21 protein-coding genes are annotated in these 25,078 nt (G+C 45.6%); 10 read left to right on the top strand and 11 right to left on the bottom strand.

Annotated features, from left to right (window positions below):
- Positions 1-901 precede the first annotated feature (901 nt).
- The 3 genes from PPRES148_RS01575 to PPRES148_RS01555 form a co-directional block, all read right to left on the bottom strand.
- Positions 902-2,323: a hypothetical protein gene (locus PPRES148_RS01575; RefSeq protein ID WP_223127908.1), complete on the bottom strand. Its 1,422-nt coding sequence runs from the start codon at positions 2,321-2,323 to the stop codon at positions 902-904.
- A gap of 226 nt (positions 2,324-2,549) precedes the next feature.
- A complete protein-coding gene (locus PPRES148_RS01560) occupies positions 2,550-4,493 on the bottom strand; it encodes a transglycosylase domain-containing protein (protein ID WP_187820350.1) in 1,944 nt (647 codons plus the stop codon).
- Between the two features lie 148 nt (positions 4,494-4,641).
- Positions 4,642-5,067 (bottom strand): hypothetical protein, encoded by a 426-nt coding sequence (locus tag PPRES148_RS01555; RefSeq protein WP_149452917.1) that lies wholly within the window; start codon positions 5,065-5,067, stop codon positions 4,642-4,644.
- A 644-nt stretch (positions 5,068-5,711) separates the two neighbouring features.
- Between PPRES148_RS01555 and PPRES148_RS01550 the strand changes: the two genes are divergently transcribed.
- Positions 5,712-6,803, top strand: a complete 1,092-nt coding sequence (locus tag PPRES148_RS01550) for a DNA-directed RNA polymerase subunit beta (RefSeq protein WP_149452916.1) — start codon at positions 5,712-5,714, stop codon at positions 6,801-6,803.
- Between the two features lie 52 nt (positions 6,804-6,855).
- Positions 6,856-7,389: a CDP-diacylglycerol--glycerol-3-phosphate 3-phosphatidyltransferase gene (gene pgsA / locus PPRES148_RS01545; RefSeq protein WP_149452915.1), complete on the top strand. Its 534-nt coding sequence runs from the start codon at positions 6,856-6,858 to the stop codon at positions 7,387-7,389.
- A 4-nt stretch (positions 7,390-7,393) separates the two neighbouring features.
- Here pgsA and PPRES148_RS01540 read toward each other — a convergent pair whose 3' ends face one another.
- A complete protein-coding gene (locus PPRES148_RS01540) occupies positions 7,394-8,356 on the bottom strand; it encodes an ABC transporter permease (RefSeq protein WP_149452914.1) in 963 nt (320 codons plus the stop codon).
- Positions 8,357-8,375: 19 nt separating this feature from the next.
- Complete coding sequence (locus PPRES148_RS01535; protein WP_246142875.1) at positions 8,376-9,404, bottom strand: ABC transporter ATP-binding protein; 1,029 nt, start codon at positions 9,402-9,404, stop codon at positions 8,376-8,378.
- A gap of 374 nt (positions 9,405-9,778) precedes the next feature.
- Between PPRES148_RS01535 and PPRES148_RS01530 the strand changes: the two genes are divergently transcribed.
- From PPRES148_RS01530 to glpX, 5 genes are all read left to right on the top strand, one after another.
- Complete coding sequence (locus tag PPRES148_RS01530) at positions 9,779-10,204, top strand: response regulator (protein ID WP_246142874.1); 426 nt, start codon at positions 9,779-9,781, stop codon at positions 10,202-10,204.
- Positions 10,205-10,335: 131 nt separating this feature from the next.
- Positions 10,336-11,196: a class II fructose-1,6-bisphosphate aldolase gene (fba, locus tag PPRES148_RS01525; RefSeq protein WP_149454181.1), complete on the top strand. Its 861-nt coding sequence runs from the start codon at positions 10,336-10,338 to the stop codon at positions 11,194-11,196.
- A gap of 18 nt (positions 11,197-11,214) precedes the next feature.
- Positions 11,215-11,865, top strand: a complete 651-nt coding sequence (locus tag PPRES148_RS01520) for a transaldolase family protein (protein ID WP_149452913.1) — start codon at positions 11,215-11,217, stop codon at positions 11,863-11,865.
- A 49-nt stretch (positions 11,866-11,914) separates the two neighbouring features.
- Complete coding sequence (locus PPRES148_RS01515) at positions 11,915-13,171, top strand: hypothetical protein (RefSeq protein ID WP_149452912.1); 1,257 nt, start codon at positions 11,915-11,917, stop codon at positions 13,169-13,171.
- Positions 13,172-13,203: 32 nt separating this feature from the next.
- Positions 13,204-14,154 carry a class II fructose-bisphosphatase gene (gene glpX / locus PPRES148_RS01510; RefSeq protein WP_149452911.1) on the top strand — a complete coding sequence of 317 codons (951 nt, stop codon included), beginning with the start codon at positions 13,204-13,206 and terminating at the stop codon, positions 14,152-14,154.
- A 401-nt stretch (positions 14,155-14,555) separates the two neighbouring features.
- Here glpX and PPRES148_RS01505 read toward each other — a convergent pair whose 3' ends face one another.
- Positions 14,556-14,777 carry a hypothetical protein gene (locus PPRES148_RS01505; RefSeq protein WP_149452910.1) on the bottom strand — a complete coding sequence of 74 codons (222 nt, stop codon included), beginning with the start codon at positions 14,775-14,777 and terminating at the stop codon, positions 14,556-14,558.
- Between the two features lie 774 nt (positions 14,778-15,551).
- Here PPRES148_RS01505 and PPRES148_RS01500 point away from each other — a divergent pair.
- Entirely contained in the window at positions 15,552-16,085 is a 534-nt protein-coding gene (locus PPRES148_RS01500) for a hypothetical protein (protein WP_149452909.1), read from the top strand.
- A 1,215-nt stretch (positions 16,086-17,300) separates the two neighbouring features.
- Here the strand turns inward: PPRES148_RS01500 and PPRES148_RS01495 are convergent.
- The 4 genes from PPRES148_RS01495 to PPRES148_RS13230 all read right to left on the bottom strand — a co-directional run bounded on the left by PPRES148_RS01495 (position 17,301) and on the right by PPRES148_RS13230 (position 20,027).
- Entirely contained in the window at positions 17,301-17,483 is a 183-nt protein-coding gene (locus tag PPRES148_RS01495) for a hypothetical protein (protein ID WP_149452908.1), read from the bottom strand.
- Positions 17,484-17,548: 65 nt separating this feature from the next.
- Complete coding sequence (locus PPRES148_RS01490) at positions 17,549-17,728, bottom strand: hypothetical protein (protein WP_149452907.1); 180 nt, start codon at positions 17,726-17,728, stop codon at positions 17,549-17,551.
- Between the two features lie 405 nt (positions 17,729-18,133).
- Complete coding sequence (locus tag PPRES148_RS10420; protein ID WP_187820346.1) at positions 18,134-18,301, bottom strand: hypothetical protein; 168 nt, start codon at positions 18,299-18,301, stop codon at positions 18,134-18,136.
- A 1,405-nt stretch (positions 18,302-19,706) separates the two neighbouring features.
- On the bottom strand, positions 19,707-20,027 hold the full coding sequence (locus PPRES148_RS13230) for a transposase (RefSeq protein ID WP_425468257.1): 321 nt from the start codon (positions 20,025-20,027) through the stop codon (positions 19,707-19,709).
- A gap of 1,248 nt (positions 20,028-21,275) precedes the next feature.
- Between PPRES148_RS13230 and PPRES148_RS01475 the strand changes: the two genes are divergently transcribed.
- Together PPRES148_RS01475 and rpmE are read left to right on the top strand one after the other, a co-directional pair.
- Entirely contained in the window at positions 21,276-22,697 is a 1,422-nt protein-coding gene (locus tag PPRES148_RS01475) for a LysM peptidoglycan-binding domain-containing M23 family metallopeptidase (protein WP_149452904.1), read from the top strand.
- A gap of 87 nt (positions 22,698-22,784) precedes the next feature.
- On the top strand, positions 22,785-22,997 hold the full coding sequence (rpmE, locus tag PPRES148_RS01470; protein WP_149454180.1) for a 50S ribosomal protein L31: 213 nt from the start codon (positions 22,785-22,787) through the stop codon (positions 22,995-22,997).
- A 165-nt stretch (positions 22,998-23,162) separates the two neighbouring features.
- Here rpmE and PPRES148_RS01465 read toward each other — a convergent pair whose 3' ends face one another.
- A complete protein-coding gene (locus PPRES148_RS01465; protein ID WP_149452903.1) occupies positions 23,163-24,818 on the bottom strand; it encodes a CTP synthase in 1,656 nt (551 codons plus the stop codon).
- Positions 24,819-25,078: the final 260 nt, after the last annotated feature.

Here is a 25,078-nt window from a genome sequence, read left to right as displayed (position 1 = left end):
TCCATATTTTTTTTTGGATTGTTCTTTTACAAATCCTTCTATACCTGAACGCCCCCCCATTTTTGGGCTCCCCCATAAAGATCATGGGACTGCTTCGTACCAATCCATGGAGCCCATATTCATATATAGATGTTATTTAATTTTATTATATAATTATTAGGAATATATTTCGTAATAAGTTTGAATTTTCCTGCAATAGATTTAGTGCTAAGAACATTGTATACATAAAACATTACAATATAAAAATATTGTTATTTTTATAAATATATTACTTTATGAGTACAAAAAATCATGAAGCACCCTTAGGATTGGAATCCAATGGGATTTGTTAGGAGATTATATAATCCAAGGAATAACTGGTTCCATGATCCCTGAGAGGATTTAGAAATGGAATGGGGTAAGGATTTTATTCCTAGATTCAATTCGGAATAATTACGCCTCCTCCGTATACAGTTCCTATTACGCATAATGCAGGTACTGTGTCTTCAAGCGGATCGTTTACCTTGACAGTTTCCCAGTAGAATGGCTATAAAGTCATCCACTCATTCATACTCTGTGCCCGGGTTTTATGTCCTCATGCAATTTTCTGCTTCTTATATTGGTCCTAATAGATGATACACGGTGAACCTGTCCGCATAATAGATTCCCAGGTGGCTCAGGAGAACCATCGAGTCTATTTCACCCGTATACCCGCCGGGGAAACAGTAGACAGGTCCTCCTCTATAGCTTAGTCGACAACATCCGAATTGGTGTGTACATTTTTTAAAAGTAATTTTTTAGTATTCATGATCAAAAAAATATCATAAGGATCATTTCATAGATAGTGTAAAAAATATTATATATAGATAAAAGGGTCATTCATACGTACGAGAATTGGATTACGTACTGTCAACTATTAGTATCAAACTCCCATCGTGTCTTGAATAAAAATATCGTTATTTTTCCATTTATTTCTTTTTTTATTTTTTGTATCCTTTTCTTTTATAGGAGATGAAGAGGATATCTCCGACGTTCCTATACGGGTATCCCCGGATATAACTTCAGAGAACGGATTTTTTTCTTCCGGATAGGAAGAGAATGAAGAGGGGGGTGATTCCACAGTAGGGGAATTGTTCTGTATGTGGGAATTAGTAGAACGGTTGGAATGCTTGGAAGCTGATTTTTTTCCACTCCCGAAGAGTTCATTGTGAAGGCCCCTCAACTTGTCAATGTCTTCATTGAATTGTTTTGCGGCTTTGCTCGCTTCCCCGAGGTGATTGTTTGCTACACGGAACTGGTTTTTTACCTGTCTAGGACTTGTATTCCGTACCCTGTCCCCAGTGTAGGACCATTTCTGAAGGGGATTCCAAATCTTCCGTTGTAGGAAACCATCCTGTTTACTATCCAATGAATGCCCTTGTCCAACTAAGGGAGAATATTTTTTTTGAACTTCTTGTATCTCATTTTCCATATTTAATAATTCCGAACCTTTTTTGTTGATTTTATTCAGTGAATTTTTTATTTTTTTTTCTTTTATTTTATTCCCATCCAGATGTTCTTTAAGATCACTAATGTCTTTATAAACCCCATCTAGCATGGGTACATATTTTTCTTTTATTTTCCCCGTTTCCTTTGTCGCTGGATCGACATGGGGACCCATCTTCTTCCAACTATCATCCCTTTCTCTTATTTTATCCTTCATAAATCTTATGGGATGGAGGAATGCCTTCATGCCTCCAACCTTTTTTCCTTCTATCTTTATAGCCTCATTATGAATTACCAATCCTGTTTTTGAAAAATCACGTGCATTTCCCAATTCATACCTCATCAATCGGCAATTTTCACCTAAACAATTTGTAAAATTTTTAATATTATTAATTTTTTCTTGACTTATGGGCCGCTTCTGAAATGGATTCCGGAAGAATGAAATCTTATTCCCAGAGGTACCCTGACCAGAAGAGTTGGCTACAGGGGCAGTCCCTGCGATCGCTGCTGAACTTATGGGCCGCTTCTGAAATGGATTCCGGAAGAATGAAATCTTATTCCCAGAGGTACCCTGACCAGAAGAGTTGGCTACAGGGGCAGTCCCTGCGATCGCTGCTGAACTTATGGGCCGCTTCTGAAATGGATTCTGGAAGAATGAAATCTTATTCCCAGAGGTACCCTGACCAGAAGAGTTGGCTACAGGGGCAGTCCCTGCGATCGCTGCTGAGGCAGGAGGGAATACTGTTCCAATAATCACACATAGGGAAAGCAGGTAGGAAAAAATAACAATTTTGGAAAGGGGATATCTCTGAAAAAGTATCGTTGGGGCTTCGTTTTTCATATTCTGTTCGTTTTTCATATTCTGTATGATCCTTTCTGACTTGTACTTTAGTAATTAATTTATTAACTACAATTATACAACAAATAATTTGTTTGTAAACAATTATACACAAATATAAAATAATTTGACAAAGGTATTGATTATAAAATAGGAGGAATCCCCCATTCAGAGGGACCATCCCCATTACTGAGTTACATTTCCCCTAATTCTAGAGATAGGAATCCACTATGAACCCAATCGTACACTATTGGAAAACATCTCTCCAAAAATCACGCAATGTTTCCCATAATGGTTTTTCCCCCCTGTTTACTGATGGGTGGGTATGCAATAAACACATTTGTTTTGGCTCTGTACCTTCGACAAAATACTCCATATACGTGTGTGGACAATAAGGAGTAGCTTGTTTACCAGTTCTCGCATCTATCCAGACCCGTTTCACACCGGCAGGGGGGGAAAATGCAACTGGTTCTTCCTGATGTGTGGCATACCTCATAAAATCAGCCCATATATGTTGCCCCAGCTGGATGTGTTCTGCCGTGACAGGCTCATTGTGATCGTATCCCACCCAGGTTGTCGCTACCATTCCCGGGGTAAAACCCGCCAACCATCCATCCCATGGGGTCGAACCCGTCTTTGCTGCCACATGATCAGGAACTTGATCAGCAATTGCATACGCTGTTCCCCCGGGATGGAAAACACTCCCCAGCAACTTTGTCAATACATAGGCATTTTGCTCGGAAACTACACGCTCCTGCTGCGGTCTGACGGAATAGAGGACACGACCCAACGCATCCTCCACCCTCGTAATCAATTGTAATGGACGATGGATGCCCTGCGCAGCTACCGTAGTATAAGCTTCGGTTAATTCCCATGGGGTCACACCATAACTCCCGAGTGCTAGGGAGGGGGTTGGTTGTATAGGACTCACAATTCCCAGGCGCCTTGCAAAGTCTATACTCTCCTCTCCACCCAATCGAAAATAGGTATTCACGGCATAGATATTATCCGAATGAGCAATAGCCTCACGCATAGTAATTGGACGATTTGCGTAGCGGTGTTGATAATTTGCCGGTTGATAGGATCCACCTTCGTAGGAAAAAACAGTAGGAACACTATCCATCTGCGTTACCGGTGTAAAACCCTTTTCCAGGGCAAGTAGATAGAGAAATGATTTAAAAGTAGAACCCGGTTGGCGTCGCGCAAAAACTCGATGATAGGGTGCCTTGACCGGATCCCGGCCTCCTACTAAAACCCGTGTAGCCCCTACACGCGGATCAACAGCCACCAAAGCACCTTGTAAACCCCCATATTTTTCTATATAATTAGCAACGATTGACTCTGCTTTCCTCTGCAAACGCTCATCAATCGTTGTATAAATCCGCAAGCCACCCTGACTAACTGCCTCTTCATTCAATCCTAACAATCGTGTCACTTGTGTTAGAATGGGTCCTCGTACATAACTGGCGGGGGAGCCATGGGAAACCGGAGTGAACTTTAGGTTTAATTTTTCTAAACAGGCCTCCCTTACCTGCTGTGGGGAAACCATATGATATTTTTCCATCAAACTCAGTATGTATTGCTGTCTCGAATGAATTCTCTGCCAATGTTGGTACGGAGAATAATGAAGTGGACCACGTGGTAGGGAAGCTAAAAAGGCTGATTCTGCCAATGTAATGTCGTATACCGACTTCCCAAAATAAATATTGGCGGCCCGATTGATCCCGTAGGCTCCTTGCCCATAATATACCGTACTGAGATACATTTCTAACAGCTTTTCCTTGTCCAGTTGTATTTCCAACTGCAGGGTATAAATAGCCTCTCGTAGTTTGCGCCACCATGTGCGTTGATGATCCAAATACAAATTACGGGCTAACTGCTGTGTAATGGTACTGGCCCCCTCCACTATCCCCCCATGACGCAAATTGTTCCATAACGCGCGCAGGATCCCACGCAACGAGAAACCAAAGTGTTGATAAAAGGAACGATCCTCTGCAACCAGGGTGGCCAATACTACAGCATGGGGAAGACGATTGAGTACCACCGATTCACGAAGGGGACCTGACCCCAGTTGATCAAAAACTTTACCATTGGCATCATAAATTAAGGAAGGGGATTTCGTCGTCGCTGCAGGCAAGGGTGCTATGCGAAGATACGAAACAAGGGAGAAAAAAAACACGACAAATCCCACTATACTCCTCCATAGGAGACTTTTCCCTACTCCTCCGCTCCACCTACTGGTCCACATTTTCTAACCACCCATTCCCTTGTCTTCCATTCCATAAATCTTCTTGTTGATCACTTTAATGTATATTATGCAGAATTATATAAACGATTATTCACATGAAATACCCAGAGACAGTCCATCTGTGATTTTTATTGGAAAAGGAAGTTCGGGGGATGAAGGAATCATAGAAATTACCGATGAATTTCCCATTGGTGCTGGAAAAATATTCCCTTGCGTTTGCCTCTTCCCTTTTCCCCTCCCTCAATGAATCTTCTGCGATCCTTTTCAATCCATTGGAAATGCTGCCCAAATATCTGATAATTCTTAAAATATAATCATTAGAATCATCAATAAAAAACTCTATATGGATCGCATATTCGGTGAAGAACAGGCCGAGGAGGATGAAAACCAAGTCTATATCAGAAGGTTGATTCGTACCCACCATGGATAATAGACGATTCTGCAAGTAAGTTTCCCTTTGTTCTATTCCCTCTGTTTCGTAGTCATTGGGTATTGTGTTACAATGTTGGGAAGCCATCTGTCCTCTTGTCCCCTTATATTTTTTGTTTGAATAAGGAAGATTATACAATAAGGACAGATGGCTTTTCCATTATCTTTTACCATGTTTTTTAACCAACAAGATTTAATTACCGTGTTTTTATACATAATAATCTAAATAAACTGTTTATTATGGAATATCGTACTGATCCATTTCCTGGGGATGCATTGGATGAAAGAGCAAGTACTATCAAATAAACCTACTATATTTATTAAATTTTATTATAGATTGGTGGGAAACCGAATTTTGGAAAAAATGTTCTGGGCGGTACTTGTCGGATCGTTCCTTTTTGCGGTAGCACCAAATATGGAAAATTGATCCCACCCCGTATCGCCACAGGGGAGATATTGAAGTATTAAACCGTGATGGACCAGAAACCATGGGGGGGAGCCGTTCCATAATAAGGGGTATCGGTGGTTTTGCCGATCATGGCCGTTGAATCAAAGAAAATAGATCGTTACAATGGGGGGGGAGTTTCGGCCGTTCTGTTCGCTATGTGAAAAAGTTTTTTCGTTTTCCTAGGGTGTTTTCAGGGGGTAAAACCGGGGTAGATCGTTTTTTCGACTGTGTTCTCTGGGTTTCTTGGGAATAGTCTGTTTGAGTCGGGGGTGAGTGCAGTTCTTATGAAGGGTCCAAGGGAGGACGATGTAGATAGAGATGAGAGCGGGGGGGGAAATAGTTCCGAAGAGGTTCCCCAGTCATCGTCGTCCGAAAAATCACCGTCTGATTCTTTGGTGGGTTCGGGCAAGGTGTCTTTCCGGGATTTAGAGAGAAAGGGGAGGAGGAAGAGAGGCCAACCTGTTGCAGGGAAGAAGAAAAGGAAGCACAATGAAAAACGCTCGAAAAGACATCCATCGAGGCATCAGGAAGGACAGGTGGGGACAGTGGCCCAAACGGGTGTAAAGAATCATGAACAGGACTCTATGGCTAGTGATCGGGGAGTTTTAGAGGGTGATGACCGCCCTAGGGGGGATAACCCCGAGGAAGGATCCATACAGGAGGGTTCCGTCTCCCACGATTTTTTGGGGACCTCGCAGGCGGATACAGGGTCTGATGCTTCGGGGGTGTCCCCCAGTTCGGGATTGGACTCCCCTGGGGATGACCGTGGTCTTGCATCGGATGGTTTCCTGTCTGGTGGGTCTACAACGGGGAGGACAGACAAAAAAACGGAAAATGGATCACTTGATGAGGTACCCCAACCCCAAGCCCCATTGGATCGTATCCGTGGTAAACGATCGGAACGACTGAATCCTTCGCCATCATCGGATAGTGAGAATCCCCCATCATTGGTGCGCGAGGGGGAAGGGGCGGTGGGGTCATCGGAACCAACTTCCTCTCCTGCGGTGGGGAAGTTGACTTGGAGTGGGGAAGAGGAGCCTGATTCCCGGACTGAGGTGAACCTGAATCTCAGTACGGATGGATTACTAAAAAATTCTGAAAGATTCAAACAGGATCCCTTCCCTCAGGATGCGTCCTCTTCAAGGTCGAAGCGGGGGGCATCGGAAGGGGTGCGTGAGCGCGAGTTGCATCAATCCCCATCGTCGATGGTTCAGCCGCGTTTCATGAGAATTCTTTTCTGGACTCTAGGTGCATCGGTGGTTCTATTGGTTGTATGCATTATGGTAGGTTATGTGATCTTGGGTGGCGAAGGGGGATTTTTGGGTGTTTTTGATCCAGATGCCTGGGCGCGTGCGTACAATTTTATATTTGGTTGAGGCGTGTGATTTTGGTATTTTAGGTCTTCTTGCTTAGTAAGAGGGTGGAGCCGTGAATATACCCAATCTCTTAACTGTGTTCCGTTTATCCCTGATACCCGTCTATATTTTCATTTACCTTTCTGGTCATTCATACCGTATTTTTTGGTCCATGATTGTGCTTTTTACAGCTGGGATAACGGATATTGCCGATGGTTATTGGGCACGGAAAACCAAGCAAGTGACGGAGTTAGGAAAAATTTTGGATCCTTTGGCTGACAAACTCATGGTGACAGCTATTCTCTCCTGTTTTGTTCCCGAGAAGAGAGTGACGTTGTGGGAGGCTGGGGTTGTCGTGTTCCGGGATGTGGTAATGATTCTTTGTGCTGGTGTTTTCCGTTGGCGAGGGATGAAGACAGTACCGGCCAACTGGTGGGGTAAGGGTGGTACACTCCTGCTCTATTTTGTTCTCTTTGGATTTTTGCTGAATTGGCCTTATATGCACAATCTCCTATGGGTGGTTGCGTTGGTATTATATATAGCGGCCTGGATTTATATACGGGAGGTCTATAGGGTCAATGCCCTGGATCGTCATCGCTTTCGGTAGGGGACTATAACACGTCCCTTCTTTTGAAATAGCGGCAGGTTGAAGCAATCAAAATAATGTAATAGGTACTAACAACGGCAAGGGCCCAGTCAGAAGGCCCCTTTTCGTATTCCATTGGGTCTGTGTAGGTAAAGAGCAGGTAGTCAGCTAGACCCTTCCAGGGAGTAGTCCGTATATAACTGGCCAGGGGTTTCCCTCCGATTGTGGCTAGAGTAACGACGCTGATCGTCATGCCCCCGCTGCGAAAGAACGTGGCAAGGGAGAAGGCGAGTGTGGTCATCATGAGAACGAGAACAAGGTAGTGACCCATGGAAAGGAAGAGATAGGAAAATCCCGGTATGGTTACCACATGACCTGATTGATACGAAAGTTGGTCCCCGGCTGCTTCGCTAGGGCCTAGGATCAGGGTGGCAGCCATCAGGGTGTAAAGGAAGGCAACGAAAAAGCATCCGACCGCAAAAGTTAATGAGGCAAGGTATTTGGCGAGTAGGATGATGACACGGTTGGCGGGGCGGATCAGGAGTAGTTTGATGGTTTTGTCAGAAAATTCCGTTGATATACTTTCGGTGGCAACAATGCCGGCCAGGATAGCTACAACATACAGGAGGATGGTGTGGGATTCATAAAAACTTTGGGTCTTCGAATGTTTTATATTCATCTCCAGTTTTTTATCGACCATGGATCCACTAGGGGGAAGGTTATGGTTGATGCGATAAGTGGAGATGGCTATGTTTTCCTGTAGTTTCCCTTTTTCTTCAGTAGGGGTGCTAGGGGAGGAGAGTAGTTGTTTCTGCTCGTTGATTTGTGTTTGTAGGACCCCCTTCCAGTCCGATGGGGGTGTTTTGATTGTGTTGGCAGAGATCATGCTGAGGAGAGTGCCGCAGAGAGCAAGGATGCCGATCATGATCCATGCGCGGGGTCTTATGTAGATTTTGATGATTTCATTGACTACGAGTCCCCTGAGCATCTTCTCCCCCCTCTCTGGCCTAACGTCGTCGTCTACTCAATGGTTGGTTTTTACCTGAAGGATGGTTTTTCTCTTTCTCCTCCTGGTTGGCTTCCAAAAAGCGTTCTTCGAGGGATTTTCTGGCCACCTGAACCTCATAGACAAAAAATCCAGAGGCCACAAGATTACGGTTGATTTCGGGGATCTCCCGGCGTGGTATGGTTAGCATGAGACGATTTTTATAGGTCTCAAAGTTACGTTGCTTTAGGATTTTACGTAGCCTGGGCTTGGACAGAAGGATGGGCTCGATGACGAATGTTACTGCTACAGGGGTGTCGGTGTCCACGGGTTCATGGAGGGATTGTTCCCCCAGGAGCCGCCCCCTTTTCATGAGAATGATCCGATCGCACATGGCTTCCATTTCTGCCAGTAAATGGCTAGAAACGAGGACAGCCATTCCCATATCATGGGCTAATTTTTGTAAATGTTGGCGAATCTCTCGGATACCAGCAGGGTCCAGGCCATTGGTTGGTTCATCGAGAATGAGTAGGGAGGGCTGGTGGAGTAGGGCTTGGGCCAAACCTAGCCGTTGTCGCATTCCCAAGGAGTAATTTTTTACCCTACGGTGAATGCTCTTTTTCAAGCCCACTAGATCAATCACATCGCGAATGCGGTGTTGCCGTAGTCGGTTTCCTATGCCTGACATACGGGCGTAATGCATAAGGTTTTGGTGGCCTGTCATGTAGCCATACAGTTCGGGACTTTCAATGATCCCCCCTACATGGCGAATGGCACGCGTGAATTGGGTTCGAATGTCAAAACCGGCGATTTTTACCTTTCCCGAGGTGGGCGTGGTAAGGCCTACAAGCATGCGTATTGTAGTGGTTTTCCCTGCTCCGTTCTCACCCAAAAAGCCCACGATTTGGCCGGCTTGGATGGTAAAACTAATGTTACTAACGAGTGTCTTATTTCCGATTTTCTTTGTGAGATTATGCACCTCCATTACAGGTCTCCCACGGAAAAGGGGGTTGTGCATATCGCCGGAACGGGATCTCGAAAGCCCCTCCATCCTCTGTGGTTGCCTCCTTTATGAGCTTTGTTAGGTAGGATGCCCATCTTGATCGAACCCTTTTCGTTGTGCGGGGTGTTCTTTGTTTATCATGTGTTTCAAACGCTTATTTCGTTTGTTTTCCCTATGTCCTTTGATTGTGCGGTAATATTTTCAGAATATTTTTTAATTTATAAATATTAAAAGGGATACCGGCTCTCTCTGATGGGTGTTTATCAATTATTGTCTAAATATTCTGAATATAATGACATGAACGGCTATGCTTGTACTAGTGGTGATGAAAAAGCGCAGAAAATCATAATGCTGTCAGGTTCTATTTCTATTATGGCCTAGGTTGGGCAGGGAAAGAGCGGGTCAGCGAATTAGAGAAGGGGATGGATTCAGTTATGCGACTCAATGAAAAGAAACTTCTGGTTGTGGATGATCAGTATGCCATTCGCTTGTTGTTGAAGGAGATTTTTTCCCAGGACGGGATCATAGTTCTTCAAGCCGCAGGGGGTGAGCAGGCGATTGAATTGGTAGCACAGCAGCAGCCCGATCTTATGCTACTGGATATGAAGATGCCTGGGATGGATGGATTGGAAATTTTACGCCGTGTTCGTCAGGTGATACCTGCATTGAAGGTGATTGTGATGACCGCCTATGGTGAGCTCGAAATGATGGAAAAAATTCGTTCGTTGGGCGTGGTGATGCATTTTCCTAAGCCTTTTGATGTACAAGCTGTTCGTTGTGGTGTTCTACGTTATTTAAATACTAGTCCTTATCACCGACCTGTGAGTGGCACCTACTCCCTACTGTAAAGTTGGATTTCGAGGGTGTTTGGAGTACAATGAAACGTATATATTCAGGCGACGGGCGCGTATTTTGCCTTTTCCCCATATGCTGATCGGGTGTTAAAAATGTTGAGGGGGCGGATGGGTTGTTAGTACCAATGCATTCCTGGCTTCGTTTAGGGAAGAATCAAGGGTTTGCCGTAGGGCAGTTCAATCTCAACAATTTAGAATATGCACAGGCAATTGCAGCGGCTGCTAAGGAGGAGCAGTCCCCCTGTATCTTGGGGGCAAGCGAGGGAGCTATACGTTACATGGGTTTGGCCAATGTCGTGGCACTGGCTCGTGTGGCAGCTGAGGAGTCGGGTATGCCGATGGCATTGCATTTGGATCACGGTAGTAGTTTTTCAGTAGTCATGCAGTGCATCCGTGCTGGTTTCACCTCTGTCATGTTTGATGGTTCCCACCATCCATTTGAGGAAAATGTACGCCTGACGCAGCAGGTAGTGGAGGCAGCGCGTGCAGTAGGGGTTTCTGTGGAGGGCGAGCTAGGTACAATCGGTGGGGTGGAGGACGATCTCTCTGTGGATGAGGCCGATGCGGTATTGGTCGATCCCTCGGAGGCCATTCATTTTTGGGAGTTGACACGGGTGGATGCTCTGGCCATTGCTGTAGGTACAGCGCATGGTATGTATAAGGGGGAACCCAATATTCGTTTCGATATACTCAAGGAAGTTGCTTCCTCCATAGCGGCCCCCATCGTTCTGCACGGGGGATCAGGGGTCCCGGACGCATCGATTCAGCGTGCTATTGAACTGGGGGTTGGGAAAATCAACGTCAATACGGAGAGTCAGGTGGCGGGTACCCAGGCTGTACGGAAGTGCCTGGATTCGGATCCCAATATTGTTGATCCTCGAAGCTATCTGAAATTGGCCCGTACAGCGATTCAGGGGGTAGTACAGGGTAAGATGCGTTTGTTTAGGAGTTCGGGTAAGGGTGATCTAGACGTTTCGCGGGTCTGAGATGTGGGGGAGGTTTGCATGAAATTTTTCCTTGATACGGCGAAGGTAGATGAAGCTGAAGAGACAAGGACCTGGTGGGGTGTGATATCCGGTATTACGACGAACCCAACCCTACTCGTTTCCGCGAAGAGGACACAGGAGGAGGTGGTTGCTGGTTTATTGGCTGCTTCCTCTGGTACGGTGCATGCCGAGGTGGTTGGGGAGGTAGAACAGATGGTGGAGGATGGACGTCGTCTCGCCGAGCCCTCTCCTCGAATTGTCATCAAGGTCCCGGCCAGCCCAGAGGGGTTGGAGGCTACGCATCGATTGAGTCAGGAAGGTATTCGTGTCAATGTAACGCTTGTTTTTACCGTCAACCAGGCGTTGTTGGCTGCGAGGTCAGGTGCCTCCTTTGTAAGCCCCTTTGTAGGTCGTTTGGAGGACAACGGGGAGGATGGCGTCGACCTTGTCCGCAGGATTGTTCAGGTATTTTCGTTACACGCCCTACCTACATTGGTTTTAGCAGCCAGCCTACGGACACCTGATCATGTTACACGTGTGGCTCTAGCAGGGGCGCATATCGCTACAGTTCCTCATCATTTGTTGACACAATTATTGCGCCATCCACTGACGGAGCAGGGCATACAACGTTTTGAACAGGATTGGCGTAGTGTGAAAAAATCTGGATAAGGGATTTAGGTATCGATGGCCGGGTGCATAGGGCGAGGGGGGATCGGTTGTGAAGCGGCTTACGGGAGGCGCATGGGGCGTTTGTGGTGGTGCATCGTTGGCAGGAAATGCCCAGGTGGGCGGTGCCCGTTTGAGTTTGCTAGCGATGATCCCGGCAACATTGTTAGCCGCGACACCCTCATCCCTGGAGGGTATTCGTCCCTCTAAGGAGATAGAGGGTCTTGTTACTTGGCTTCGTACGTTGGGGGCGATCGTTCGGTGGGAGGGCGATCGTTTGTCCATTGATCCTCGCCCCGTAGGCCGTGGGCCCCTTGGGTTAGGGGTTTGGGATGGGGGAACGGATTATCGTATGAGTGTGATGATAGGCCGTCAATATCCCTTCTGGGATTGGACGGAGGTACCCACTGTGGATACGGGTTTGTTGGCACTTCGTAGGTACCAGGAGGTTCTTGGGGTGATGCGGCGACGAGGTTCCGATTTGCCTCGATCTATTGATGATACTGTTCCCCCTGGGCGCCGTGTCGTTCATATGGATGCAGGAACACTGGAGGGTACTGTTCAGCTGATGCTGGCTTCTGTACGTATGCCAGGTCAAACCATCATTGAATGGGCGGCTCGTGATCCAGAGGTTGTGGATATTGCCACCTTTTTGATTAGTATGGGTGCACACATCAAGGGGGCAGGGACAGATACCATCCGTGTGGAGGGTGTCTCTGGATTGCATGGTTGTCGTCATACCCCTATCCCGGATCGTTTTGAGGCCTCCATTTACCTCCTAGCGGCTGCAGTTACAGCGGGTTCCCTATGGGTGGATCCGGTGATCGTAAAGCATGTAAGTGCCCTGTTGGCAAAGTTGCAGGAGGCAGGTGTTCATGTTCAGGAAGTGGATGAGGGGGTGAAGGTTTCTGCGCCCTCGATGTGCCAAGCGGTGGATTTAAAACCTTACCCTTATCCCGGTCTGTCCCCTGATGTTCTACCGTTGTTCGCTCCCTTTCTCGTACGTGCATGCGGGACGAGCATTTTGACTGATGTGAATTCTGTGACGGGTTCGGTTTATCATTTTTTAGGTGCAGTGGGAGCAAATGTACGGATGGAGGGTAGGACGGCGATCATTCAGGGGGGGAACCCCCTACTTGGAGGGGGGCAGTGGGTGGTGGATGAAGGTTCAACTGCTGCGGCTGTTTTGTTGGCTGCAATGGCCATCCCAGGTGAAACGAATATTCGGGGGGGTAATGTTCTAACTTATTGTTATCCCCAGATTGTTTCACAGTTTGTACGCCTAGGGGCGCAGATTTCGATTCTCTAAGGATCTCATGCACATATAAGGGGTGTAGGATTGTGGAGCGTAGCCTATCGATGGAACTGGTGCGTGTGACAGAGGCGGCGTCTGTGGCGGCTGCGCGGTGGTTGGGCAGGGGAGATCCTAGGGGGGCTGATGCAGCGGCCACGGGTGCTATGCGTAGGGTCTTTGACACGATTGCTATGCGTGGTATGGTGGTCATTGGTGAGGGTGAACGTGACGAGGCCCCCATGTTGTACATTGGTGAAGAGGTGGGTGCAGGAGGTTCCCTTGCGGTTGATGTGGCGGTGGATCCCCTAGAGGGTACAAATATCGTGGCTCATGGTAAGGGTAGTGCGCTGGCTGTTGTGGCTATCTCCGATCGGGGAAATTTGTTACATGCCCCCGATGTTTATATGCAGAAATTGGCAGTAGGTCCGTCGGCAAAGGGGAAGGTGAGTCTGGATGCACCTGTAGGCGAGACCATTCGGATCGTGGCAGAGTCGGGGGATAAGGCCGTGGAGGATGTGGTTGTGGTCATTCTTGATCGTCCTCGGCATAGGGAGTTGATTGCGGAGGTTCGTTCTGTGGGGGCGCGAATTAAACTCATCTCTGATGGTGATGTGGTAGCAGCCATCCATACGGGTTTTCCAGCAACTGGGGTAGATCTCCTGCTGGGTACGGGGGGTGCCCCAGAGGGTGTGTTGGGTGCGGTGGCCCTGCGTTGTTTGGGCGGTGAATTGCAGGGTAGATTGGTACTCGATGGGGAAGCACAGAGAGAACGGTGTCGATCCATGGGTTTGGAGCGGCCGGAGGATGTTTTGTATATGGATGATATGGTGGCGGGAGATGATGCCATTTTTGCTGCGACTGGGGTTACCGATGGGGAGCTCCTAAAGGGTGTTCGTCATCTAGGGACAACAGTCGAAACCAATTCAGTGGTAATGCGAGCGAAAACAGGTACAATTCGTTTCATTCAGGGTCTCCATCGTTTGAATATGAAATCTTAATTTTTGAAATATTTGTAATGATTAAAATTATATTCATTGCGTAAGAGGGGGCAAGTTGATTTCTGTTTTTTTCCTTTTTCCTAGCATAAGGTGTAAATGGTCCGGTTGCATCTTACATTTGGTGTTGGGGTCCCGAAAGGACCCTTTTTTTCTCTCCCAGTCCTGTCATGATTTTGTAGTATATATAAAAAATATAAAAAATGATCCATTTATTATTAAAAATAAAAATATGATAATTGTATAATAGTTATATAAAAAATATTTAATGATGATAATAATGAATTTAATCTATTCCTTTAGGTCCTACTTCGATTATGGGGATGTTGCTCCGAAGTCCCAGTAACCTCCTCCAGTGGATCCCCCACTAAAGTTATCGTTTTACTGTTCCTTCTCAGGATGGGTCAGTCCCTTTGCCCTATTTCCACTATAGAAGCTTCTACACTACTATGAGCTGGACTTCGTGCACGGGACCTCGGTTCGTCCTCGGTCTTTTTACATCTAGCGATAGCCATAGCGCCGTGCGACGATCTCTCGAGTTCCGACTTGGTTTTGGTTTTGACATGGACTACAATTTTCGATGCGTCTTCGGACGGTTCGCTTTCTCTGATCTCCCCGATTTCCACCTGACAGGGTCATGCCTTGCCTTTGTCGGATCTTGGCCAAACTTTGGACCCGGGAGTTCAGTTTCGGGGGTGGGAGCTGAACCACTGTTCGATAGGTTGAATATATCGTGATAGGATTTTGTGTTTACATCTGTCTAGATTTGAATTCTCCCCCGCGGTATTCCAGGGTATTCTTGAGGGAATACAGTAGTATAAATAAGTTGTTTTTATAAAATTTAATTTTTATATGTTATAATCACGGGCAACTCACCCTCTATCAGGGAATAAGGGGTTGTCGGGATGAAAACAGAACTAAATTTCCCAAGGCCCCCCTTTTCGGACGAAGTGAAAATCGTGAAAATAGAGCAATTAGGACCCGAAAAGTCGGATAAAATGAGGATTCGTTGTGCTCCCGCGAAAATAAAATTCAATTTATTCCCTATGCAAAAGAATATTAGGCTTTGTGATCTGTAACCTACTATCAAACGGTCCGCTCTGTACTTATAAAAATAAATATAATTAACATATGTTATCAGAAAAATATGTAGGGGGGGATGTTATCTGTTTCCATAAATTGTTTATTTTTTAGAAATGAAATGAAGAATATATCTACAATGAGCATAATAAACATAGGATCATGATATTCGATAACCATATTATATAAAAATTACGAAAAATTACGCCAAAAATACTTAATATTAGGCTCCTTTTACGACCTATCTATTGAAATCTAGAAATTCCGTATTTACCATTGTTCCCTCTCCTGATTCTGGAAAAGGTTGTGATTGATCCCATATGTTGAACCATGTAATAATCAGAATGACGCCCCTTGCCTTTGTGTTGACTCTCCTTTTCACATTTCCTGTTGACATCAAGATCGAGGCTGAATTCGATGATGGGGGATCGCCAGGGGCAGTTACATCCTCATCTGCAGATGGAGATGTAACAAAACCTTTGGTTTGGTTTCATCGGGTCCCCATATCCGAAGGTTGCGTTGAACGTTTATTGGCGAGTATTATGTGTGGTGCCATAGTAGGAGCTATGATTTTCGGTCTTAGGAGAGGTATTCTTTGGGGGGTATCCCTCGGTGCGGTTGTGGGTATTGTGATGGGATGTTTCATTCTCGATATACTGTGGCCAGAGGATCTATTTCCTATACCTGATGGTTACAAGGGGTTATCAACAGTTATTATGGTTACTACTTTGCTGGCGGATGCTAGACCTATGGACCGCAGTAGGAGAGGTACCCTTTTGAGAGTCGCCCTTGCCATATTCCAAGGTGTAGTTTGGAGCATTGTGGCATGCTTGATTTTTCATATTATATTGTAGGTTGTTTCCGAGCTCGTTTGCAATCCCTCCAAACAGGATCCTGAAGGAGATTTCTCTCAAGATGTATTTTTTTCAATATATTTTTGAATTTTTTTATTATAAAATATAAAAAGGTTTATTTTCATTCATTCTATTTTTCACGTTTGAAGATAATGAACGTTAGGGGAAAAGAGAACCCCCCCGTTTTTAGGTCTGACCTTAAGATCTGATTAGCAATGAAAAACGACAGTACAGTGGGGGTATGAGAAACTTAGTATCCTCGTCTTATACTGTTTCCGATTTTATTCCCAGTATCCAAATAGTGAAATCTGGTTTGTTGTGGACCCATCAAAGGTCCAAAAATAGCAGAGAATTCAGTAAGAGAAAAGAAATACTGATGGTTTGCAACACCGTTGCTTTTGGAGATCCCAGCGGGGGGTCTTGCGGCTTCAAAATCCATAGGTTCTGCGAATCCCTGAGGGCTGGACACTGTCTGTAGTCCCAAAACTTATGTTATCTATCGTAGTCCCCTGGTAGATCTGGTTGGCCCTCGATAAAAAGATACCTTAATAGAGAACCTTGGGGGCTAATAGTGACGGGAAAATAATCCCTCTTCCTCGTATGTGGGAGGGGGACCTCCGTTCGGGGGTCCCCTGCACCCCCGAAATTCGTTTCGGGGGTGTTGATAAGGCACGATTCATGGCTCTCCCCTCACTGGGAGGGAGGAAGTTTTCTAGGGAAGAGTCTATAGAGATGGCGATAAAGGTATCCGTCATTGAGTGCCCGGTTTTACATGCACATTGTGGCTTTCTTGGGAAATGTATGCGCAAAGGGGCCTCACCATAAAGGGGGAATTGCGATTCCTTCTGCGTTGGTGATAACGTCGAGTAGGGCTGGCATTTCAGCTGGGTCCCTCACAGAACTGGACGTGATACTTTCTCGTCATCCGGCTCTTCCCATCCCATTCCAGTCTTCAGACCCTTTGGGTCCTATTTCGATTATAGGGACGAGGTTCCAGTGATCTCCTCCAGTGGATCTCCTCCAGTGGATCTCCCACTAAAGTTGTTGTTGTACTGTCCTCTTTCAGGATGAGTCAGCCACTTCCATTACAGAAGCTTTCACACTACTATGAGCTGATCCGATTTCGTGCACGAAACCCCGGTTTGTCCTCGGTCTTTACCTTTGGTGATAGCCAGACGTCGTACGACGATCTCTCTAGTTCCGATCAAGAGACGCCTAAATCGGGGGTTCATCCCACCTATACACCGCATGCCACAAGGGCAGAAGATAGGTCGTCCCCCACGGTTCATTTCGATGGTCCATTTCGATGTTGGGTCCCCACCTCGGTTTTGAGGCATGGACTAGGCCTTTCGATACGTCTTGGGACGGTTCGCTTTCGCTGATCTCCCCGATTCCCACCTAACAGGGTCATGCCCCGCTTTTTCCTAGACCGCTCACAACCAGGACATTTTACCCCAGCAGCACTAGACGGTTTGTAACCCGATACCTATCGGCCGGTTACGAAGGGCTGAGCAACCTTCATCTCCTGAACGACTTTTTGACACACATACCACCTGCCTGATTTCGGGGGCCCCCTCCTCCATCCCTCGTAGAGCACGACACGATACAAAAATCCTATTTTTGAGATAATTGACGGAGGGCATGGTTATGGGGGGTCCCCTTGTCTCCATAACCATCTACTAACAGGGAGAGGAGGAAACTTCATTTGCCATGGAAACCTCTGTGCAGGGTAACCAAACACCCCATCCCAACTCGAAACGATGGATTATCCCTTCCTTTTTCATGATCGGCTTGATTTTTCATGTTCTCATGGTATTGCCTACGGGTATGTATGGGGGATTTTTTCATTTCGCTACTATCTTGACGTTGGCATTAGCCCCTTTTTTGTTTTACCTTTTTTTCAAGGCAGTCCTTTTCCCCATGCACCCACGCCTAGAATATCAATGGTATGATTCCTATAGAGGACTTCTGCAGATGCACACGTACAGGCGAACCTGTCTTCATTTATACCAAATTCAGGGTTTTTCGAAATGGGGGTGGTACGTCCTCTATTTTTCCGGACCTCTGTGGATGGTTGTTTCCTTATTCGTATTCATCAGCATGGGTCCGCAAAGACAATCCCTTTGGATTTTGCTAGTGGGAATGGTTGGTTGGTGCTTACTTTTCCTATGGCAAATTAGGAGGGAGCGTCGATGGTGCTCTGAGGCAGGAACCATCGATCTACGCTCCCTATATGGAAGGATACTGCAATTTTTGATATGGAACACTGGATCTCTGTATTTTTTTTACACTTATGTAAATAGATGGGAAGAAAAACTACAAGGAATCTCCATTGTCATCCTTGTCCTTATCCATACATGCCTCTTTCCGAATTGGTTCCATCTCTGTTTAGGGCAACGCAAAACATACTACAAAAGAACCTTTTTTGGTTCCTTATTAGGGATCTGTGGATATGGGAATTTTAGCAAACGAACCCCCTCCCCCCCTGTTGTGTCTATCCCTGAACGAGAAAATGTGAAAACAGATGTTGTGTTATGTGATTGGATTGTGGTAGGAATGTTGATTTTACTATATTTTGTGATGAGAATAACGAGATTGTGAGAAGACCAACACCTTTGGTTTTGTTTTGCTTGCATAATGCTCTCAGGGTATTTTCTACTTGGGCTCATTTCTTATTTGGTAAAAGGCCCTTTCCCCTCAAGTCCTTGGTTGATGAGGGGGATATAATTTTAATAATTAGTTATTTTATTATAATTTAGGAAAAAGGCACCTCATTTCTAAGGGTTTCCTCTGTTCATAGCGGGCGGACGAACAAGCGCTCTTTTGGCATGGGGTTTTGCAGGAATCAGGGTCCTTGGCCAAACTTTGGACCCAAAATATCCTTGGGCGTTTTTTCCTACTCTGAATTGTAAGGATGAATTGGATGAGGCTTACTTCCCCCCATAATTGGTTTGTTGATTCAGTTCATTGTATACGCGCCCATGCCAGAGAACATTTGTCTCTACCAATTTATAAAATAAATAGAAACAAAAGTATGTGTTTTTTCTATTATTTATTTAAAATTATTGAATAAATTTTTATTTTCGTTTTCTAGGTTTCTATTGTACATACGATAGCAATATTTTCATAGTTTCCCCCAGTCCGAACCTCAAAGTGTTGGCGAAAATCAAGCTTGGTGGCACAGTTTTTCCCCTCTATAAGAGCACATGGGTGTCCCTTTGTCCCCCCACGATGGTAATTTGCAGTGGACTGTTGCCCCCTCTGTAAGCTCTCCGCATCTTTTTTAATGTTTTTGTGGTCATGATGCAATCTTATCCCGATGAGGGTATGCAGATTATTGTAAACCCCAGTAAAAGTGGAATAATCGGTGTTATACCATTTTCCAACATCCTCTATAAACTCGTAGGCTTCCCCAAGTTTATGCCAATCTGCAAGATGAAATATTTTCTTCAGGAGTAGCCTGGATTCGGGAAGTAACCCTCTGTGTTTTTTCTTTAGGGCGCGTCCTTTACGAATCCTTTGATCCTGGACAGGTATTTCCCATTTTTGAGTTTCTCATAGATACAGTCCACCCATTCCCGGTGCAGATGACAAGAAAAATGCCAGCGGAAGACGAAGAAATCACGGGGGGAAGAACTTTTCTTTTTTCTTATAAAATGCTGACAAATCTCTAATATATTCATACTTATTCTTTGATTTTTCCAAATAGATTAGCAATTCATTGAGAATATTTCTATCTTGATCAGAAAGTTCTCCCCGATCATTTTTCCATAATAGATCGAGGAATAATTTCCTGGTAGTAGAATCGAATCGCTTATCCCCAAGTGTGACTTTCAGAGGAGGATGTAAGGTAAGATCCCTTATATTCTTTATGATGTGAAAGCGATCCAACACAATAAGTGCATTGGGGAGCAAACTTGGTATGGGTGGGGTTCGATCCATGGCAATAACCACCGGATCAGGTTCCTATAGGTTGTGATTTTGCCTCTGGTAGTTCCATGAATCCCTCCTATTTTCGGTCCTTTACCACAAGCCAATACGGACCCAAGTTTTATATCATAGATACAGTTTGCGTAGTTCTTGCCTTTCTTCGTCGATGTATCATCTATACCGATAGTCCAACAATGTCCCTGTTCCTTGGCCTTCCTGATGGCCTTTTCCTCGAGATCTTTTCTCCTTCCTAGAAGTAAATTTATCAAAAATAGAACCTGTTTCCATCGGTATTCCATGTAAACTTGCTGCTTTCTCTGCTGAGGATCGTATTGCCGTTGATAAGAACATTCCCCCTACAGAAATTTTTATATTTTTTTACTTTTCTAATAAATACATATACATGGTTGAATTTGTTCTCGTAGTAGGTACATTTCCATCGTTGGGGTTTTATAATGGATTCAATTTCCCATAAGCCAAGAATGCCGTGTTTTATTTTTTGTTCTTTGTCGAATCCTGCTTTTTTCGCTTCGTACGAAAAGGGGAGCTTTGGGAAATTTAGTTTCGTTTTGATCTCGACAATTCCTTATTTCCTGATGGAGGGTGAGTTGCCAATCATTATAACATATAAAAATTACATTTTATAAAGATAAAGTATGTGTCCTACTGTATTCCCTCAAGAATACCCTGGAATACCGTGGGGGAGAATTCAAATCTAGGCAGATGTAAACACAAAACCCTATCACGATATATTCGATTGACCGAACAGTGGTTCAGCCCTCTCTCCTGGGACTGAACCCCCAGATCCGGAGTTTGGTCAAGATTCTTTTGGTTTACCATGGGTGTTCTCCCTATGGGGGTAGTATTGAGTATATTCATAATAGGTTATCATTCTTATACAAATCTCAATATTGTGTACCTATATTATTTATTTTTTCCTGAAAATGTAATGAGAATCCTAAATCCATATTCGAATTTTATTTTGTAATCATTGAAGTATGAAGACCCATAGGGCTTATTTTGTGCATCCATTAACAATGTAGTATTTTTATAATATTTTTTTAAATAACATAAAAAAATACTAATAGGTGATATAGTTTCCTTCGGTAGTATCAAAAATGATCTTGTAAAAAATGCGATGAAATATTTTTCTAGGGATCTCAAGAGTGGAAATAGAAACACCCCCGATAGGGTGACATACCCGTTCGGAGGGATGGATCGCATTTGGATGATTCTGGCTTTCCTAAATGAGCATTTGGGTTGACAAGTTCTACAGACAAGTTGGTTATGCATAGTTATATAGGTAAGGTCGTCCTGTTGGGTTTGTTCAACAGTCGTATTTTTCCTGTGAAGGGTGTGGGGCCAATGTTCGGTAAATATGGATGGACGTTTCTTTCGCTCTCCTTAGGCATAATAGGTACATCCATGACACCTGCCCATACTCCCAGCATGGTTCTAGCGGAATCATCGGAGGAGGAACAAATTTCAATAAAAAAGCATAAGATTCAGGTGATAGAGGACGGTACAACAAATGATATGGTGGTTTTCTCGGGGAATGAGGGAACCAGGGATTCCCCATCTCTGATGGGGGAATCGGTCCCAATACAGAAAAAAAGGGTCCATAGGGTAGTAAGGAGAACCGTATCTCATGGTAACCCTGGGATAGGTAAGAAGGCTAAGGATTTCTCATCCCCCTGGGTACACCAAATCCGGCAGGGTGATACCCTGCATGGCATTGGTCGTTTGTATGGTGTTAGTCCCGTAGACATAATTCGCGTGAATAATGGCCTACTTCCTCATGTACTGGAATCCGGGGATTCAATCTATGTTCCCGTCAGGAAGAGGATTATACCTTTTCGTTATGGCGATACGATCGAGAAACTAACACGTGATTATCGTGGAACACGTGAACTTTTCTCGGCATGGAATCCGTGGTTGGAGAATCCTGATCGTGTATCTCCCTCAACCCTGATTGCTATTCCTATACCTTGTCCCCTCCCCGATAGGATTCCTATCCTGAGCACACGAAAGGGAATATCTGGGGCGAAGGACCCACGGAGCAGGGGTAATGATGCGGACAAGCGCCGGTTGGATACCCATGTAGGAAAGGGAGAAAGGAGAGTGCCGTCTGTTCCCATGGAGGAGGAGGAAGGGGCTGCATTCGAATCTACAGATGTGAGAATTATGAATGGAAAAAAGAAACCACGGAATGATGGCCAATTGTATCCGGTGATCAATGAAAGGGTAAATGGAGAGAGGGAGACCGCTAGCCCCAGAGAAAATATGGGGGAGTTTTTTTCCTGGCCGGTTCGGGGAAAGATAACCAGTGGGTTCGGTTGGCGTGGTGGTCGTATGCACAACGGCATTGATATTTGGCATCCGGATGGGAGAAGGACGCCGATTTTCTCTTCACGCTCGGGTAAGGTCATACGTGCCGAATGGGCGGGTACGTATGGAAATTTGGTGGTTATTGATCATAGGGGGGAGTTTGAGACCTATTATGCCCATTTGGATAGAATTTCGATAAGCAAGGGTCAATGGGTGGAAAAAGGTGATTTGGTTGGTTGGATGGGCAGGACTGGGGATGCCAGCGGATACCATCTCCATTTTGAAGTTCTCCGACGGGGTAGGGCCATCAATCCCCGTTCATGCCTCCGGTTGCGGAAGGAAATGGGCTGCTGAGGTATGGTAGAGTTGTTCATTATGTGATATAATACGCCGCGCGGGTTGTGATCTTGTTCATTCTAGAGGGGAGCGGAAGCAATTATGATGAGGGCCGGATTGCATCCAGAGTACCATACAGCAGAGGTAGTTTGTGCATGTGGTAATGAATTTCGGGTAGGTTCAACAAAAAAATCCCTAAGGATTGATATTTGTTCTGAATGCCATCCCTTCTACACAGGCAAGCAAAAAGCGGCGAGCCGTGGTGGTCGGGTGGAGCGTTTTCAAAAGCGCTACAATATGGCAGGGACATCGGAATAGAACATTGAGAGATATACCCCAATACGAACTTTTCGGGGTGTTTGCCACTTCATGGAGTGTTTGTCCCGGCGCGACCAGGTTGTCATCCAAAACCTGGTCGGCGACGCGGGGGAGTTTTTGTTGTTCCCCCGGGTTGTTTGCCCCTCCCGATTTTCGGGCTCGTTTTCATTGACTTTTTCGGATGGGTATGGGATTGCGGTTGTGCTTTTGCTGACGTTGTGAATGCCACCGTGTGGCAGCCCCGATGAAATATTTGAACAGGGGATGGGGTCGACCTAGTCGGGACAAGAATTCTGGATGAAATTGGCAGGATACGAACCATGGATGATGGACGTATTCGACAATCTCCATCAGACGACCATCGGGTGAGATGCCTGAAAAGAGGTAACCTTTTTCCTCCAAGCGGGGACGGTAGGCGGTATTGACCTCGTAGCGATGGCGATGTCGTTCAGCGGTTTTCTTTTGTTGATAAGCTTGATGGGCTTTGGAATTTTCGATCAAGTGGCAAGAGTATAATCCTAGACGCATCGTTCCCCCGCGTTCCGCCACCTGTTTTTGATCCAGTAGGAGGTCGATGATGGGGTGTGGGGTGACGGGATCGATCTCCGTGCTATTGGCTTGTTCCAGCCCTAGCCTATAACGGGCCCCTTCAATGCATGCCACTTGCATGCCTAGACAGATACCCAGAAAGGGTATGTTCTTTGTACGGGCGTAGTGGCAGGCAATGACTTTCCCCTCGATGCCCCTCCTACCAAATCCTCCCGGGATGAGAATTCCATCGACGTCGGCCAATTCCTGGGCTACAGAATCAGGGGTTACCTTTTCTGCATGGACAAGGTGAATTTTCACATCTAAATCGTGGTACATACCTGCATAACGTAGGGATTCTACTACACTGATGTAGGCATCAGGTAACTCTACGTATTTCCCTACTAGTGCAATGACAACCTTCCCTTTTGGATGTTGTAGTCTCTGTACCAGAGAGTGCCAAGACTGTAGATTGGCGGGTTGGCTTGGTAAATTGAGCATTTCGACAACGATTTCATCCAAGCCCTCCTTCTGCAGCAGCAAGGGTACCTCATAGGGTGTTTCCGCATCCTGTGCTTCGATGACTGCGCGCTGGTCGATATCGCAGAGAAGTGCCACTTTCTGGCGTAAGTTGTTGGGTAAAGGGTGCTCCGTTCGGCAAACGATGACATGGGGTTGAATTCCCAGGCCACGTAGTTCCTTCACACTGTGCTGAGTGGGTTTGGTTTTTAGTTCTTGGCTTGCTTTGAGGAAAGGGACAAGGGTGCAATGAATGTAGATAATGTTGTCGCGCCCGATGTCGTTTTTGAGTTGTCGTATGGCTTCAAGGAATGGTAGGCTTTCGATATCGCCGACGGTTCCGCCGATCTCTGTGATGACGATATCGGTCTTGCCATCCTGGCTGACACGCAGGATATGTTCCTTGATAGCGTTGGTTACGTGGGGTATGACCTGTACGGTTGCTCCCAGATAGGTTCCCGTTCTCTCCTGGCTAATGACGTGGGAGTAAATGCTGCCCGCGGTTACGTTGCTGTTGCGGTCCAGGTGGGTGTCCATGAAGCGCTCGTAATGACCTATGTCTAGATCGGTTTCGGCTCCATCATCGGTTACGAAGACCTCGCCATGTTGATAGGGGCTCAGGGTACCAGGGTCTACATTGATATAGGGGTCACATTTTTGCATAATTACTCGAAGACCACGGCTTTTTAGTAACTTTCCAAGTGCTGAGGCTGTGATACCCTTCCCGAGCGAGGATACGACTCCACCTGTTACGAAAATCCATTTGATGGTCATGGTTGTGCTGCCTGGATGTAGGGGGCAGCTTTTCTACACCTCGCTTCCTGTATGTCTTATTTCAGGTGTTGGTGCGGATAATGGCGGTAGCAATGGTCACCGCCCCGATCGTGTCATTTTTTACTTTCTAAATATTCATCAAAAACCCTATTGAAAATAAAATCATTATTGTTGGGCATATTATGGATCGGGGCGGTGGTTTTGTTTTTTTGCACCAGCGCCATTTCGTAAATTTGATGTGTATCCGGGGGTAATGTGTA

The organism is Pasteuria penetrans, assembly GCF_900538055.1.
Classification (GTDB): Bacteria; Bacillota; Bacilli; order Thermoactinomycetales; family Thermoactinomycetaceae; genus Pasteuria; species Pasteuria penetrans.
The sequence above is the reverse complement of the archived record's forward strand: the minus strand, read 5'-3'. Positions and strand labels throughout refer to the sequence as shown.